We start from the raw sequence: 14,330 nt of genomic DNA, 5'->3' as shown, positions 1-14,330 counted from the left end.
CGGCGGCGAGGCCTTGTTCCGCCGCGGGCGGTGCGGGGATGCGCGGGGCGGGCGGCACGGTCAGAGGGCGCCGCCGCGGCGGCCGGCCATGGCGCCGAGGCGGAGGCGCAGCGCGTTGAGCTTGATGAAGCCCTGGGCATCGAACTGGTCGTAGGCGCCCTGGTCGTCCTCGAAGGTGACGTGCTTCATGCTGTAGAGGCTGTTGGGGCTGCGGCGGCCGGTGACGATGGTGTTGCCCTTGTAGAGCTTGAGGCGGACCTCACCCGTGACGCTGGCCTGGGAGGCATCGGCCATGGCCTGGAGCATGCGGCGTTCGGGGGAGAACCAGAAGCCGTTGTAGATCAGCTCCGCGTAGCGGGGCATGAGGCTGTCCTTGAGGTGGGCGGCCTCGCGGTCCAGCGTGATGCTCTCGATCGCGCGGTGGGCGGTGTGGAGGATGGTGCCGCCGGGGGTTTCGTAGGCGCCGCGGGACTTCATGCCGACGAAGCGGTTCTCGACGAGGTCGAGGCGGCCGATGCCGTTCTCCTTGCCGAGGGCGTTGAGGCGGGTGAGGAGGGTGGCGGGGGACATGCGCTCGCCGTTGATGGCGACGGCGTCGCCGCGCTCGAACTCCACCGTGATTTCGGTGACGCGGTCGGGGGCGTCCATGGGGGAGGTGGTGCGCTGCCAGACGATCTCGGGGGGCTCGTCCCAGGGCTCCTCGAGGATTTTGCCCTCGGAGCTTGAGTGCAGGAGGTTGGCGTCGACGCTGAAGGGGGCCTCGCCGCGCTTGTCCTTGGCGATGGGGATCTGGTGGGCCTCGGCGAATTCGAGGAGGCGGGTGCGGGAGGTGAGGTCCCATTCGCGCCAGGGGGCGATGACCTTCACGTCGGGCTTGAGGGCGTAGTAGGCGATCTCGAAGCGGACCTGGTCGTTGCCCTTGCCGGTGGCGCCGTGGGAGACGGCATCCGCGCCCACCTGCTCGGCGATCTCGATCTGGCGCTTGGAGATGAGGGGGCGGGCGATGGAGGTGCCGAGGAGGTAGCAGCCCTCGTACTGGGCGTTCATGCGGAACATGGGGAAGACGAAGTCGCGGGTGAATTCCTCGCGCAGGTCCTCCATGAAGATGTTCTCTTCCTTGATGCCGAGGAGCTTGGCCTTCTCGCGGGCGGGGCCGAGTTCCTCGCCCTGGCCGAGGTCGGCGGTGAAGGTGACGACCTCCGCCGCGTAGGTGGTTTGCAGCCATTTGAGGATGACGGAGGTGTCGAGGCCGCCGGAATAGGCGAGGACGACCTTCTTCACGTCTTTCACGCTCATTGGACCTGGGACCTTCCGGGTTCGGGCGGGCGGGGTGGCCGCGCCGCGGGCTTGGACGCGGGCGGCGGGTGCGCGGGTGCGCGCCGTGGCCGCGGGCGTTCGTTGGTGGGCCGGATGTGCCGCAGGGCGAGGGCGGGGGCAAGGTGGGGGGAAGCGCGGGCGGCGCGGGAGGATGCTTCGCATCCCCCTGGGGTTGGCGGCAGCCGTGAGGGAGCGACGATGCTTCGCATCGCGCTGGGGCGACGGCGCCTTGCGCCGCGCTGGCGACAATGCTGCGCATTGCGCTGGGGCGACGGCGCTTTGCGCCGCGCTGGCGACAATGCTGCGCATTGCGCCGGAGAAGATGCTCCGCATCGCTCAGGGCCATGCGAGGCGCACGCTGCGGGGGATGTGGCGGCGGCCGAGGGCGGTTCGGGTGAGGGCTTTGAGCGTTTTCAGGTGTCGCCGGAGGGTGGCGAGGCCGGCGCGGGTGGCGACGAGGGGCGGGTGAGGGGCCCTGGCGAGCATTTCGGACAAAAGGGGATCGGGGAGGAGCCAGGGGGGGCCGTTGAGGGCGGAGCGGAGGCCGAGCTTACGGATGAGGAGGAGGAGCGGCATGCCGCCGATGCGGGCGGCGCGGCGGGTGGCGCGGCAGATGAGGTGCTCGATGCCGCGGAGGGGGTGGTTGAGGGCGGATTGGGCGAGGACGGCCAGGAGGCGGTGCCAGAGGCCGTTGTGGGTGAGGCGGCGGAAGAAGCGGGCGACGGTTTCGGGGCGGCCGTATTGGGGTGGGAGGTTCTTCCAGGGATCGCCGTGGGTGGAGGCGAGATGGAAGATGGCGTTCATGCGGTGGCGGAGATCGGCGATGCGGCGGCCCTGGGGGGCGCGGGGGAGGACGTAGGGGGCGAGGGCGAGCCAGGCGTCGTCGGAGAGGGGGGACCAGGGGCGGGGTGGGGTGAGGCGGGACATGGGGGGTGCCTCTCTGCAGATGAATGCTGTTCTTGGAAGAATATATTCCTTTTGTCAAGCTCTAACCCAGGCAAGTTCCTCTCCTGTGTGCGGTGTGCCCGCACCTTGTGACTCGCGCAATTCTGATGATTGTAAGTAGTACTATGGAGCCTTCTTAAATGTCGCCCCAGTCCCAATGGGTTGCCGAAGAGCTTCCAGTTACTTAAGGTTCAACTGAAATGGTAGTTGATTTTCTCAGCCGGTTAACTCGAAATTACCTAGCTGTTGAATGCGGAGTGCAATCTAGTGAGTGGTTTCAAACTCATCCATGCCGAGACTGTCGGCACGGTATCAAAGCCTCGCTGGCAGCCAGATCGACAAATGGAACCAATCCGGTCAGTGGGTGTGTCATTTCCAACGAGCGATTCACCTTCCTCCAAAAGCGAAGCGTTCAATGGCCAAATATCTGTCGTTCTCGGGAAAAACGGTCAGGGAAAAAGCCGGCTACTTTCGTCCATAGCAACATCGTTTCAGCTTGTGCAACGCTACGGACGAAGGCCGATGACGCGCTTCCCGTTAGGAAGCTTGATTTATTCAGTAAACGGGCAACATCATGAAATTACCGCACGTCATAGCGAAGCTCCAAAACTAAAGGTAAATGGGGTTGATTGGCCGCTTTCCGACGCGATGCTGCCATCAAAGGTAATAGCTTTGTCTATGACCCCGTTTGACAAATTCCCGGTCCGAAGTCTTGAACGTAGATTTCCTTATCTGGAGGAAGATGATTTAGAGTTTGAGCCTGACGACGTCTATTCATACGTCGGGATGCGCGACCGGATGGGACGGGCGTCAGTTTCATCGCTGCTACTCAGAACAGTGGCAAGACTGTTTTCTCGTCAAGGGCTTAGAAGTCGTGGCCGCATTGCAAAAGTTTTCGACTTAGTCGGGTACCTCCCAACCTTGAACGTTGTGTTTCGTCTAGACTCTTCAACCGCTCTGAAAGATTTGGCTGAGCATCAAGGCGAGGCTTTCCTGAAACGTGTTAACGAACCGGGAACTTATCCTCGGCGCGGGCTGGAAAATGCCGCGCGCCAAAACAAAGAGATAGTCAAAGATTTTAGCCAAGCCGCCAAAACGGCGTTAGCGAATAGCAACCGCGGCTTTGTTGTTGTTCCATTAAATGTATATGACCCGCTGCCTGCAGCAACCGCAGCCTTTGATGGGATGGAGTTGTTAAGACGGCTTGGCTTGGCACGCCTCTTCGGTGTTGGAGCCCAAAAACTAGACGGCAAATTCGTTGATTTTAAGGAAGCCAGCTCTGGAGAGCTAAGTATAGCGATTACTTTTATGTCGCTCGCCTCTCACCTTCAAGATAACTCACTCGTCTTGATTGACGAGCCGGAAACGAATCTACATCCAGAATGGCAATCCAAATATGTGGATCTTCTTACATCAACCTTCGCAGAATATGATGATTGTCACTATATTTTGGCTACTCACTCTCCACTTGTCCTGTCGGATGCTCCACCTTCAGCAACACTGTATTCATTAAGTGACGATATCCCTCAGAATGGGCACGAAGTGTCTGGGCGTCCAATCGATTATTTGCTTGTGAAAGCGTTCAAAGTTGCAAGCGGAAATAATTATTATGTACAAGAAGAATTAGTGAAAGCATTACGCTTGGCTGCAGATGGATTGATCGCAGGATCTGAATTCCACACTACAGTTAGGGGACTAGTTGAAATAAGACCACTCATAACAGATAATCCAGGAGTGATCGAATTAATCTCTAACTTGGAAAAGATCATGGTGCGAGGGAGTGTTAAAGGGTGATAGAGCAAGCTATCATTTACTCCATGTCAGAAAAAGACCAGATCAACGAAATTCTGAAATCCAGCGATTTTTCGTCGAAAACTTGGGAAAAAGACGATGTAGCTCCAATTCGACAAACGATAAAGCAGCATTATATTGCAAAACAAGAGTACCGTTGCTGCTACTGCCAGCAGCAAATTCTCTCCGCGCATGGAAAGGTATGGGATGTTGAACATGTAATTCCGCGCAGTGAGACAGCACGCTTTATGTTCGAACCTCAGAATCTTGCTGTTGCGTGCCTAGAATGTAATGGCCAAAAAGGCTCAACCCGAGTAACTAAGCGAGCCTATCTGCGCTTGCCTAAGTCTTCGCAGGCGTACGAGATTGTTCATCCGCATTTCGATAATTATGATGACCACATTCAGGTTGAAGGCAGAAGTACCTACCGCGGGTTAACAGCAAAAGGGGCATTTACAATTTACCACTGCGACCTTTTCCGTTTTTGGGTTAAAGAAGCGCAAATTCGCAAGCCGATCCGAGACAAGAGATTTGAGCAGGATGTAACAGATCTTCGCTTTTCTCACACTGTCGACGAGGCAAAACCAATCTTAGCATCGATTCTCGCGCGACTCGAAATCGAGGAGATGCGCTCGCGGGCCGCCTCGGCTAGCCATAACGACGAATAAAACGCAAAATTTTTAGCCAGATTTATACGCGCATTCCAAACTCGCTAATCCTGAAGATCAACATTGTTTGTTATGAGAAATAGCCCGAGAGACGTGTCAAGGTTGGTTATGGGGAACAGGCCGCACCCAGCGCACCAGCCCCGGCACTCCCACCCATTGCAGCCCCGCCGAGGCCACGACCATCAGCGCGACCACCGCCACCACTGCGTCCCGCGGGAGGTAGGGCTCGCCGCCCGGGAGGGTGGCGGGGAGGGCGAGGGCGACCGCGAGGGCGACGACGTTGCGGCCGGCGCCGCCGGCCATGAGGGCGGCGCCTTGCCAGGGGGGGACGCGGCCGCCGTCCTCCCGCGGGATGGGGGGTGAGTTGGGGTGGGCGAGGGCGGCCCAGGAAAGGGTGAACTGGACGGCCCAGCAGAGGGCCATGAGGCTGATCGCGGCGGTGGCGAGGGTGGTCCAGGGGAGGGCGCGGGTGCCGGCGAGGGCTTCGGGGAGGGCGCGGCCCATGAGGAAGAAGAGGGCGCCGGTGAGGATGGCGCCGAGGGCCTGCCAGAGGTCTTCGGTGAGTTGGTGGGATTCGGGGGAGGCGATGCTTTCGCCCGTGGTTTTGTTGGTGTGGATGTAGGCCATGGTGACGCCGGCGCCGATGAGGGGGGCGACGGGGGAGGCGGCGATGGCTTCGCCGAGGGCGCCGGCGGCGAAGGGGGTGGCGAGGGAGAGGGCGGTTTCGGTGCGGGGGTTGTCCAGGCGGCGGCGGAGGGCGGCCATGGCGAAGCCGAGGGCGATGCCGGCGGCGCCGCCGATGATTGCGTCGTAGGCGAGGGTTTGGGCGATGGCGGTGAAGCCCGGGAAGGGGCCGCCGACCTGCTTGGCCGTGAAGATGGAGAGGGAGACGCCGAGGAGGGGGGCGGAGACGAGCTGGGCGGACATGGCCTCGCTGATGGCGGGGGGCATGCGCTTGTTGAGGCCGGTTTCGAGGAGGACGCGGGGTTCGGCGATGGCGGCGGCGACGCCGATGGCCATGCAGGCGACGGGGTCGAGGCCGGGGAGGAGGAGGGTGGCCGCGAAGCCGCAGGCGGTGGTGAGGCCGAGGGTCCAGAGGGCGCCGCCGAGGACGCCGCGCCAGGCGGCGCGGTGGAGGAGTTCGGCGGGGATGTTGGTGATGCCGGCGTAGAGGAGCGGGGGGAGGATGAGGCCGAGGACGATGAGGGGGTCCACGCGGAGGGCGGGGAGGGGGCCGGGGAGGAGGATGGAGGCGAGGCCGCCCGTGAAGAGGGCGATGGAGGGGGGGATTTTCGTCAGGCGGGAGAGGGCGAGGAGGAGGGCGACCGCGACGATGGTGAGGGCGACGAAGCGGGTTTCGGCCATTGGGGCTCCGGGGGTGCGCGGGGCCTGAACGGGGGAGGGCGGGCGCGGGTTGGCCGGTGGTTGGTGCGGCCGGGGGCGCCGGGGGTTTGTGGGGCGTGGTTTTCCTAGGTGGTGGCGTGGCGGGCGGGCTTGGGGGCGGGGGTGGTGGCGCGCTTGTGGCGGGTGGAGAGGCGGGCGGCGCGCTTTCGCCACCAGATGACGACGCCGGTGACGGAGAGGGCGGCGACGACGAGGCCCATGGCGGAGATGAGGATGCGGCCGGGGAGGCCGAGGATGCGGCCGGAGTGGAGGGGGAACTGGGCCTGGACGAAGATGTCCGCCACGGTGCCTTTCCAGGGCTGGCGGTGGCCGAGGAGGCGGCCGTCGTTGCCGTCGAGGTAGAGTTCGGCGGGGCCGACGCCGGCGGCGCCGTGGTCGTCGCCGGGCTGGAAGAAGCGGATGTTGTAGATGCCGTAGCGGGCTGCGTAGAAGATCGCGCCCGCGGGTTCGGCCCAGCCGCGGCGGGCGGCTTCGGCCTGCCCGAGGGCGAGGGCCTGGGCCATGGGGATGCCCGGGGCGATGGGGGCGTCCAGTGGGGCGAGGGGGCGTTCGTCGAAGGGGGTGGGGGTGACGCGGGAGACCGTGGACATCACGGGGTAGAAGATCTCGCGGTAGAGGTTGAGCGAGACGGCGGTGAAGGCGAGGACCAGGAGCAGGGCCCAGGTCCAGAGGCCGAAGGCGCGGTGGATGTCAAAGTTGATGCGCCAGGCGCTGCCGGTGGTTTTGATTTTCCAAGCGGGGGCCCAGCGGGTGGCGAAGCCGCGGGCGAGCTGGCGCTGGACGGCGGGCGGCTGGTCCGCGCGGGGGGCGCGGCGCGGGGGGAGGGTCAGGTAGAGGCCGACGAAGCAGTCGATCGTCCAGAGGAGGGCGACGGCGCCCATGAGCCAGTAGCCCAGGCGGTCCGTGCCCCAGAGGGTGGGGATGTGGAGGGAGTAGTGCAGTTTGTAGAGGAAGGAGACGGCGGTTTCGGCCGTGATGGGCCAGGCCTGGCCCCATTCGCGGCGGCCGAGTTCGGTGCCGGTGGCGGGGTCGAGGAAGACCTGGTTGTAGCCGAGGTCGTGGAGGCGGCCGGTGGCGGGGTTGAGGCGGGGTTCGACGAAGAGGGTGAGGGCTTCGCCGGGTTCGGGGGAGAGGGGGACGTAGGTGACGGCGGCGCGGGGGTCGCGGGCCTCGGCCTCGGCGGCGAGTTCGAGGGAGGGGCGGGCGGGGCCGGGGGTGGTGGCGTGGGTGAGGTGGGGGTTGAGCCAGTCGTCCAGCTCGTGGTCCCAGGAGATGACCGCGCCGGTGGCGCCCGCGATGAAGAGGAAGGCGGCGGTGGCCAGCCCGATCCAGCGGTGCAGGAGCGTGAGGATCGGGCGCATGCGGGTTCTCCCGGGGGTTGGCGCGGGGGCGGCTTTCACCAGCGGTAGGAGATGCTGCCGAGGACGTTCAGGCGGTTGCCGTAGAAGCAGGCGGTGTCGCTGGTGCAGCGGCTGACGTAGCGGGTGTCGGCGAGGTTGCTGGCGTTCACGGCGAGGGTGAGGCCCTTCAGCTGCTCGGACATGGCGGTGAGGTCGTAGCGCATGGTTGCGTCGAAGAGGACGGTGGAGGGGACCACGTTGTAGCTGGCGTTGGCGGTGGTGGTGTTGCCGAGGTAGCGGGTGCCGAAGCCGAGGGTGAGGCCGGAGAGGGGCTTGGAGGCGGCCACGAAGGTGTATTCGCCGTAGAGGCCGGCGGTGTTGCGGGGCACGCCGGCGGGGCGGTTGCCGATCTCGGCGGTGGTGGTGCTGCGGGTGATCTCGGGGTCGAGGTAGGTGTAGGAGCCGACCAGGGTGACGCCGGCGCCGAGCTCGGCCACCGCTTCCAGTTCGAGGCCGCGGACGCGGATCTGGCCGGTGGCGATGTTGTTGATGCTGCTGGTGGGGTCGGGCGTGAGGCTGTTGCGCTGGGTGAGGTGGAAGGCGCTGGCCTGGACGAAGCTGCGCATGCCCGTGGGCTGGTACTTCAGCCCGGCCTCGTACTGCTCGCCGCGCAGCGGGTCGAAGGTGTTGCCGCGGATGTTGGTGCCGATCTGCGGCTGGAAGGAGCGGGCGTAGGAGGCGTAGGGGGCGAGGCCGTTGTCGAAGAGGTAGACGGCGCCGGCGCGCCAGGTGAAGGCGTCGTCGTCCTGGTAGGTGTTGCCGCCGGTCAGGCGGTTGCGCGTGTCGGCGCGTGCGAAATCCTGGCGGATGCCGGCGAGGAGGATCAGGCGGTCGAGGCGGATCTGGTCCTGCAGGTAGAGGCCGTACTGGGTGGTGTTCTGGCGCGTGAAGTTGAAGGGCAGAAGAGCGGGGATGGCGGCGCCGTAGGAGGGCGAGAAGACGTCGAGGCCGGAGGCTTCGACGAAGGACGAGTTGTTGCGGTAGGCGATCTGGCTGTAGTCGAAGCCGGCCAGCACGGTGTGCGAGACGGGGCCGGTGGTGAAGTCGGCGCGGAGCTGGTTGTCCACCTGGAAGGTGTTGACGTCGATGTCGGCGGCGTAGGCGAAGCGCTTCAGCGTGCGGCGGTCGATATCCAGGCCGCCGCCATAGACCTGCTGCCAGTCGATGCCGGTGTGGGCGTAGCGCAGGTTCTGCTGGAACGAGAAGACGTTGTTGAAGCGGTGGCTGAACTCGTAGCCGAGGCCGTATTGCGTGCGGTCGAACTGGTTGAGGTCGGGCTCGCCGGTGAAGCGGTTGCGGCTGATGCGTCCGAAGGGCGTGGGGCGCACCGTGCCGTCATAGGGAAGGAACTGGTTTCCCGAGGTTTCGTCGTGCTGGTAGTAGCCGAGCACGGTGAGCGAGGTGTTGGGGTCGGGCCGCCAGGTGAGGGCGGGGGCGACGAAGACGCGGTCGTCGCGCACCTGGTCCACCGCCGTGTGGCTGGCGCGGCCGAGGGCGGTGAGGCTGTAGGACCAGGTGCCGTCCGCGGTGAGGGGGCCGCTGGTGGTGCCCTGGGCCTGGGTGCGGCCGTAGCTGCCGGCGGTCAGGCGCACCTCGCCCTGCGGGGTGTCGGTGGGGCGGCGGCTGACCTGGTTCACCAGGCCGCCCGGCGCGATCTGGCCGTAGAGGACGGAGGTGGGGCCGCGCAGGATCTCGTAGCGCTCCAGGCCATAGGTCTCGTAGGCGCTGCCGGCATAGCCGGCGTTGTAGCGGAGGCCGTTGAGGAAGATGCCGACGTCCTGGGCGTTGAAGCCGCGGAGCTGGAACCAGTCGGTGCGGCTGTCGGTGCCGAAGTTCTCCACGCGCACGCCGGCGGAGTAACGCAGCGCCTCCCCCAGCGTCTGGGCCTGGCGGGCGTCGATCTGGTCGCGCGGGACGACGGAGATGGATTGCGGGCTCTCGATCAGGGGCGTGTCGGTCTTGGTGCCGGTGATCTCCTGGCGCGCGACGAAGCCGCGGACGGGGTCGAGCGCGCGCTCGGCATTGCCGGTGACGCCGACTTCCGGCACGGCGAGGGCACCTTCCTGGGCATGGGGTGCGCCGGGCAGGGCCGCGCCCGCGAGGCAGGCCAGCAGGCCGATGGCGCGCGGGGGAGGAAGGCGGCGCATGTGGTGTCTCCAGGGGTGGCGGCCGGCAGGGCCGGCGCTTCGCTGGGGCTGCTTATAGTGAGAGTGATTCTCATTTGCCAAGAGGCCGGGCTGGTGGGATCTGCGGAGCTGGCGGCTTCCGGGGAGGGCCCGCCGTTCCGGGAGACGCAGGGGATGCCCGGGTGTCTTCGGCGGACGGAAGAAGACCATGGAGAAAGGGAGGGGAGGAATTCCTTCCTCCCCTCACCAGAGCCGCGAGCGGCGGCCGTTCAGGCCGCGGCGGGGCTCCGGCGGGCACGCTCGCTCTCGGTCTTGAGCTGGCCGCAGGCGGCGGCGATGTCGCGGCCGCGGGGGCGGCGGACGGGGGAGGCGTAGCCGGCCTCGTTCAGGATGTTGGCGAAGCGCTCGATCTGGGCGCGCCTGGACGTGGCGTAGGGGGAGTTGGGCCAGGGGTTGAAGGGAATGAGGTTGACCTTGGCGGGCAGGCCTTCGAGGAGGCGGACGAGCTCGCGGGCCTCGGCCTCGCTGTCGTTGATGCCGTCGAGCATGACGTATTCGAAGGTGATGCGGCGGGCGTTGGAGGCGCCGGGGTAGCGGTGGCAGGCGGCCATCAATTCCTTGATGGGGTATTTGCGGTTGAGGGGGACGATCTCGTCGCGGAGTTCGTCGGTGACCGCGTGGAGGGAAACGGCGAGGTTGACGCCGAGCTCGGCGCCGGCGCGGTCCATCATGGGGACGACGCCGGAGGTGCTCAGGGTGATGCGGCGGCGGGAGAGGGCGATGCCCTCGTTGTCCATGGCGATCTTCAGCGCCTTGGCCGTGGCCTCGTAGTTGTAGAGGGGTTCGCCCATGCCCATGACGACGATGTTGGAGAGCAGGCGCGGGGCTTCGGACTGGGGGGTGGGCCATTCCCCGTAGCTGTCGCGGGCGGCCATGAACTGGCCGATGATCTCGCCGGCGGAGAGGTTGCGGACGAGCTTCTGGGTGCCGGTGTGGCAGAAGCGGCAGGAGAGGGTGCAGCCCACTTGCGTCGAGATGCAGACGGCGCCGCGGTCCTCGTCGGGGATGTAGACGGTTTCCACCTGCTGGTTGTCGCGCATGCGGAAGAGCCACTTGCGCGTGCTGTCCGTGCTGGTCTGCTCGGTGGTGATCTCGGGGCGGCCGACGGTGAAGCGCTCGGCGAGCTTCGCCTGCATGGGCCTGGCGATGGAGGACATCTGCGCGAAGTCGCGGGTGCCCTGGTGGTAGATCCAGTGCCAGAGCTGCTTGGCGCGGAAGGGCTTCTCGCCGATCGCGAGCATCTCGGCCGCGAGTTCGTCCCGCGTCAGGCCGAGGAGGTCGCGGCGGCCCTGGGCGTCGGTCTGCGCGGGGGGCGCGAAGATCGCGGACTTGGCGAGGATGCGGGCGCGCTCGGCCTCGGTCAGGTCATCGGGGCCGGGGCGCGCGACGGGGGCGAGGGTGTTCAACGGCGGCGCCTTGCGGGGGCCTCGCCGGGCGGGCACTCGCGCGAGATGGCGTCGTAGGCGGCGGAGAAGCCCTGGAGGGAGAAGGTTTCGGTGGTGCTGCGGTTGTTGGCGGCGGGGCTCTTGGCCTCGGCCTCGCGGCCGCTGCGGAAGGCGGCGACGGTTGCGCCGCCGTTGCGGGCGAAGGCGTTGTCGCCGGCGGTGTAGAAGTTCAGGTCCTTGCCGCCGACATCCACCGTCACCTCGGCGTTGCGCGGGAAGGCGCGGCCGATGCGGAGCGCGACCTGGTCGCGGCCCTGGGCGCGGTGGGTGACGGTGAGGAGGGCGTTCGCGTTGCCCTCCGGCCGGGTGAAGGCGTAGCAGACCTTGCCGCCGTTCTCCGTGTGGGTGGCGGCGGTCCATTCCCCGAAGGTGCCGAGGCGCTGGGGGCCGGTGGCGGGCTGGGCGGGGGCCGCCGCGCGGGATTCGCCGCGTGGTTCGTTGCGGGCCTGGGCCAGGGCCGGGGCGGCCAGGAAGGCCGGCGCTGCGAGGATCAGGGCCGCGAGAGCGAGGAAGGGACGGATCATGGCCCCGGAGATAGTCCTCCCGAGGGCTGCTGTTCAACCGTCGCCGTTGCATGTTTGGCCATCATCTTCGCGGGGAGGCCATCGGTGTGGCCGTCAGCCCGGCACTTCCGCGACCGAGCGCGGCTCCGCCAGGGGACGGCCGTTCGCTTCCCGCCGCAGGCGCGACATGGCGGGATAAGCGCGCAGGCGGGCGCGCATGATGGAGCCGAGGGGGCGGTGGGCCACCAGGCTGTGCGACACGCAGAAGGACAGGTCCTCGTCCACGTAGCGGCGGCGGGCCTCGGTGAAGGCGTCCTGGCGGGGGAAGGCGAGGCGGGCGACGGTGCGGTAGGGGCTTTCCTGCTCGGGCCATTCCTTGCTCGCATCCTCCACCGGCATGGTTTCGAGGCTGGTGCAGAGCTGGACGCGGATGTCGAAGGCGGCCTCCTGTTCGCGGAGGAAGCCCACGGTGGCGGTGCGCAGCGCGTTCTCCTCCGCGCCCGTGCCGGGGCCCGCGCCGGGTGCGGCACCGGCCAGGGCCTGTTGCCCGGGCGTGGCGGGCACCGCGGCCAGCTTGGCGACGTAATCGCCGTAGCGGATGGGGGCCTGGGTGAAATAGGCCTCGGCCAGGGGGTGGATGCGGGGGTGGCCCAGGAAGTCCAGGGTGGCGCTGTCCCCGCCCAGCCTGTGCAGGAGGCTGTTGGTGGCGCGCGAGGCCCTGGAGGCGAGCTGCTTGGCGGCCTCCGGCACCCGGGGGGCGTGCTCGAGCGCGCGGTGGGTCAGGAGGAAGGCGGCGGCGTCGGCGGCGGCGAAGCGGCTGCCGGTGTCCAGCACGAAGTCCTGCGTGACCTGGCCGGCATGGCCGGGCAGCATCTCCCCCCGGACGCCCAGCACCTTGAAGGAAAGGCCGGTCTGGGTGGAAACGGCGTCGCCCATGATCTCGCCCGGGACGTTGGCGAGGCGGGCGATGACGGGGTAGCGGCCGGGGGACGAGAACAATCCCTGGGCCAGGGGTTCGGGGAGGCCTTCCGGCACCACCAGCTCGCCGACCGCCGCGCCGTGCATCTTCGCGTGGGAGACGCGCACGGCCCGCCCGTGCTGCGCCTGGGTGCGCCCGGCCAGGCGGTGCATGGATTCCAGGATCTTCGCGATCGTCTCGCCCTCTCCGGGCTGCACGACCTCCAGGTCGCGGGCGTAGCGGACCAGGGAGGCGGGCAGGGGCTGGGACATGCTGGGGTTCCGCGCGGTTCCTGTGAGAGGAACCTCCGGGGCGCGGCGGGGTTTGCCGGGCGCGCCGGGGAAGGGCGGGGCGCCATTTGGCAGGCGCGGCGGGGCGCCTTATTGCCTTGCCCATGCCCGACGCGACCGATGCCCAGCTCGCCGCCCAGTACGAGGCGCTTCCCTATCCCGCGCGCGACCCGCGGGACGAGGCGCGCCGGCTGGTGGTGGGGAGCCCTTCCAACCTGGCGGAGGTGGACCACTGGGTGTTCGGGGCGCGGCGGCCGGCGGGGCTGCCGATGCGGGCGCTGGTGGCCGGCGGCGGGACCGGGGACGGGGCGATCATGCTGGCGCAGCAGATGGCCTGGGCGGGGCGGCCGGGGGAGGTGGTGTGGCTGGACCGGTCCGGCGCGGCCCGGCGCGTGGCGGAGGCGCGGGCGGCGGTGCGCGGGCTGGCCAACCTGCGCTTCGTGGAGGGGTCGATCCTGGACCTGCCCCCGGGGCTGGGGGTGTTCGACTACGTCGATTGCTGCGGGGTGCTGCACCACCTGCCGGACCCGGCGGCGGGGCTGCGGGCGCTGGCGGGGGTGCTGGCGCCGGGGGGCGGCATGGGGATCATGGTTTACGCGCCGCACGGGCGGACCGGGGTCTACATGCTGCAGGAGGCGCTGCGGCTGATCGCCCCCGTGGAGGAGGCGCCGGCGGCGCGGGTGGAGGTGGCCCGGCGGGTGATGCGGCACCTGCCGGAAACGGCCTGGCTGAGGAAGAACCCCTGGATCACGGACCACCTGCCGCTGCCCCAGGGGGGCGGGGATCCCGGCCTGTACGACCTGCTGCTGAATCCCAGGGACGTGGCCTTCACGGTGCCGCAGCTGGCGGCGCTGGTGGAGGGCGCGGGGCTCCGACTTTCCACCCTGGTGGAGCCGGTGCGCTACGACCCGGACCACCTGCTGCCGGACCCGAGGCTCAGGGCGCGGATGGCGGGGATGGGGATGGTGGAGCGGGCGGCGCTGGCGGAGGCGCTGGCGGGGAACATGGGGATCCACATCGCCTATCTGGCGCGGGCCGGGGACGCGGTGGCGCGGGCGGACTGGGAGGACCCTTCCGCCGTGCCGGTGCTGCGCGGGGGGGATGGGGCAGGCTGGGCGAAGGCCGCGCGCGGGGGGAGCTTGGCGATCACCTTCGACGGGTTGCGGGTGGTGCTTCCGGTGCCGCCCCTGGCCCCGGCGATCCTGTCGCGGGTGGATGGCCGGGCGAGCCTCGCGGAGATCGCGCGGGCGGTGGAGGCCGGCGGTGCGCCGGCGGCGCAGGTGGCGCGGGACATGGCGGCGCTGTGGCGGGCGATGGAGCCGACGAACCGCGTGACGCTGGCGGCGCCGGCGGGGTGAGGGCGCCGCTGCCGCGACCGGGGCTCGCGGCGGCGCCGCCGTGCGGGCCCGGGGCGGCCCGGGTG

Annotated in this window: 11 protein-coding genes; 3 read left to right on the top strand and 8 right to left on the bottom strand. The window is 67.7% G+C overall.

Annotated elements, in window-relative coordinates:
• Positions 1–60: 60 nt before the first annotated feature.
• A complete protein-coding gene (locus ACFFIC_RS22575; RefSeq protein WP_377054568.1) occupies positions 61–1,296 on the bottom strand; it encodes an argininosuccinate synthase in 1,236 nt (411 codons plus the stop codon).
• A gap of 357 nt (positions 1,297–1,653) precedes the next feature.
• Positions 1,654–2,244 carry a transposase gene (locus ACFFIC_RS22570; RefSeq protein ID WP_377054566.1) on the bottom strand — a complete coding sequence of 197 codons (591 nt, stop codon included), beginning with the start codon at positions 2,242–2,244 and terminating at the stop codon, positions 1,654–1,656.
• Positions 2,245–2,784: 540 nt separating this feature from the next.
• Between ACFFIC_RS22570 and ACFFIC_RS22565 the strand changes: the two genes are divergently transcribed.
• Complete coding sequence (locus ACFFIC_RS22565) at positions 2,785–4,056, top strand: AAA family ATPase (RefSeq protein ID WP_377054564.1); 1,272 nt, start codon at positions 2,785–2,787, stop codon at positions 4,054–4,056.
• Positions 4,053–4,721 (top strand): HNH endonuclease, encoded by a 669-nt coding sequence (locus ACFFIC_RS22560; RefSeq protein ID WP_377054562.1) that lies wholly within the window; start codon positions 4,053–4,055, stop codon positions 4,719–4,721. The genes ACFFIC_RS22565 and ACFFIC_RS22560 overlap by 4 nt, the downstream gene beginning before the upstream one ends.
• 96 nt (positions 4,722–4,817) lie before the next feature.
• Here the strand turns inward: ACFFIC_RS22560 and ACFFIC_RS22555 are convergent, their stop codons facing one another.
• From ACFFIC_RS22555 to ACFFIC_RS22530, 6 genes are all read right to left on the bottom strand, one after another.
• Positions 4,818–6,086 (bottom strand): cation:proton antiporter domain-containing protein, encoded by a 1,269-nt coding sequence (locus tag ACFFIC_RS22555; protein WP_377054560.1) that lies wholly within the window; start codon positions 6,084–6,086, stop codon positions 4,818–4,820.
• Positions 6,087–6,190: 104 nt separating this feature from the next.
• A complete protein-coding gene (locus ACFFIC_RS22550) occupies positions 6,191–7,486 on the bottom strand; it encodes a PepSY-associated TM helix domain-containing protein (RefSeq protein ID WP_377054558.1) in 1,296 nt (431 codons plus the stop codon).
• Positions 7,487–7,521: 35 nt separating this feature from the next.
• The gene (locus tag ACFFIC_RS22545; protein WP_377054556.1) at positions 7,522–9,672 is read right to left on the bottom strand and encodes a TonB-dependent siderophore receptor; all 2,151 of its coding nucleotides are present in this window, start codon (positions 9,670–9,672) and stop codon (positions 7,522–7,524) included.
• 248 nt (positions 9,673–9,920) lie between these two features.
• A complete protein-coding gene (gene rlmN, locus ACFFIC_RS22540; protein ID WP_377054554.1) occupies positions 9,921–11,117 on the bottom strand; it encodes a 23S rRNA (adenine(2503)-C(2))-methyltransferase RlmN in 1,197 nt (398 codons plus the stop codon).
• On the bottom strand, positions 11,114–11,680 hold the full coding sequence (locus ACFFIC_RS22535) for an invasion associated locus B family protein (RefSeq protein ID WP_377054552.1): 567 nt from the start codon (positions 11,678–11,680) through the stop codon (positions 11,114–11,116). Before ACFFIC_RS22535 ends, rlmN begins: the two co-directional genes overlap by 4 nt.
• A gap of 93 nt (positions 11,681–11,773) precedes the next feature.
• Positions 11,774–12,889 carry a catalase family protein gene (locus tag ACFFIC_RS22530; protein WP_377054550.1) on the bottom strand — a complete coding sequence of 372 codons (1,116 nt, stop codon included), beginning with the start codon at positions 12,887–12,889 and terminating at the stop codon, positions 11,774–11,776.
• 122 nt (positions 12,890–13,011) lie between these two features.
• On the opposite strand from ACFFIC_RS22530, the gene ACFFIC_RS22525 reads away from it, so the two are divergent.
• The gene (locus tag ACFFIC_RS22525; RefSeq protein ID WP_377054548.1) at positions 13,012–14,265 is read left to right on the top strand and encodes a class I SAM-dependent methyltransferase; all 1,254 of its coding nucleotides are present in this window, start codon (positions 13,012–13,014) and stop codon (positions 14,263–14,265) included.
• The last annotated feature ends 65 nt before the right edge of the window (positions 14,266–14,330 follow it).

It is taken from the genome of Muricoccus vinaceus (assembly GCF_042433125.1).
Taxonomy (GTDB): Bacteria; Pseudomonadota; Alphaproteobacteria; order Acetobacterales; family Acetobacteraceae; genus Roseomonas; species Roseomonas vinacea.
Note: the sequence above shows the minus strand (reverse complement) of the source record. Positions and strands in the feature narration are given on the sequence as shown.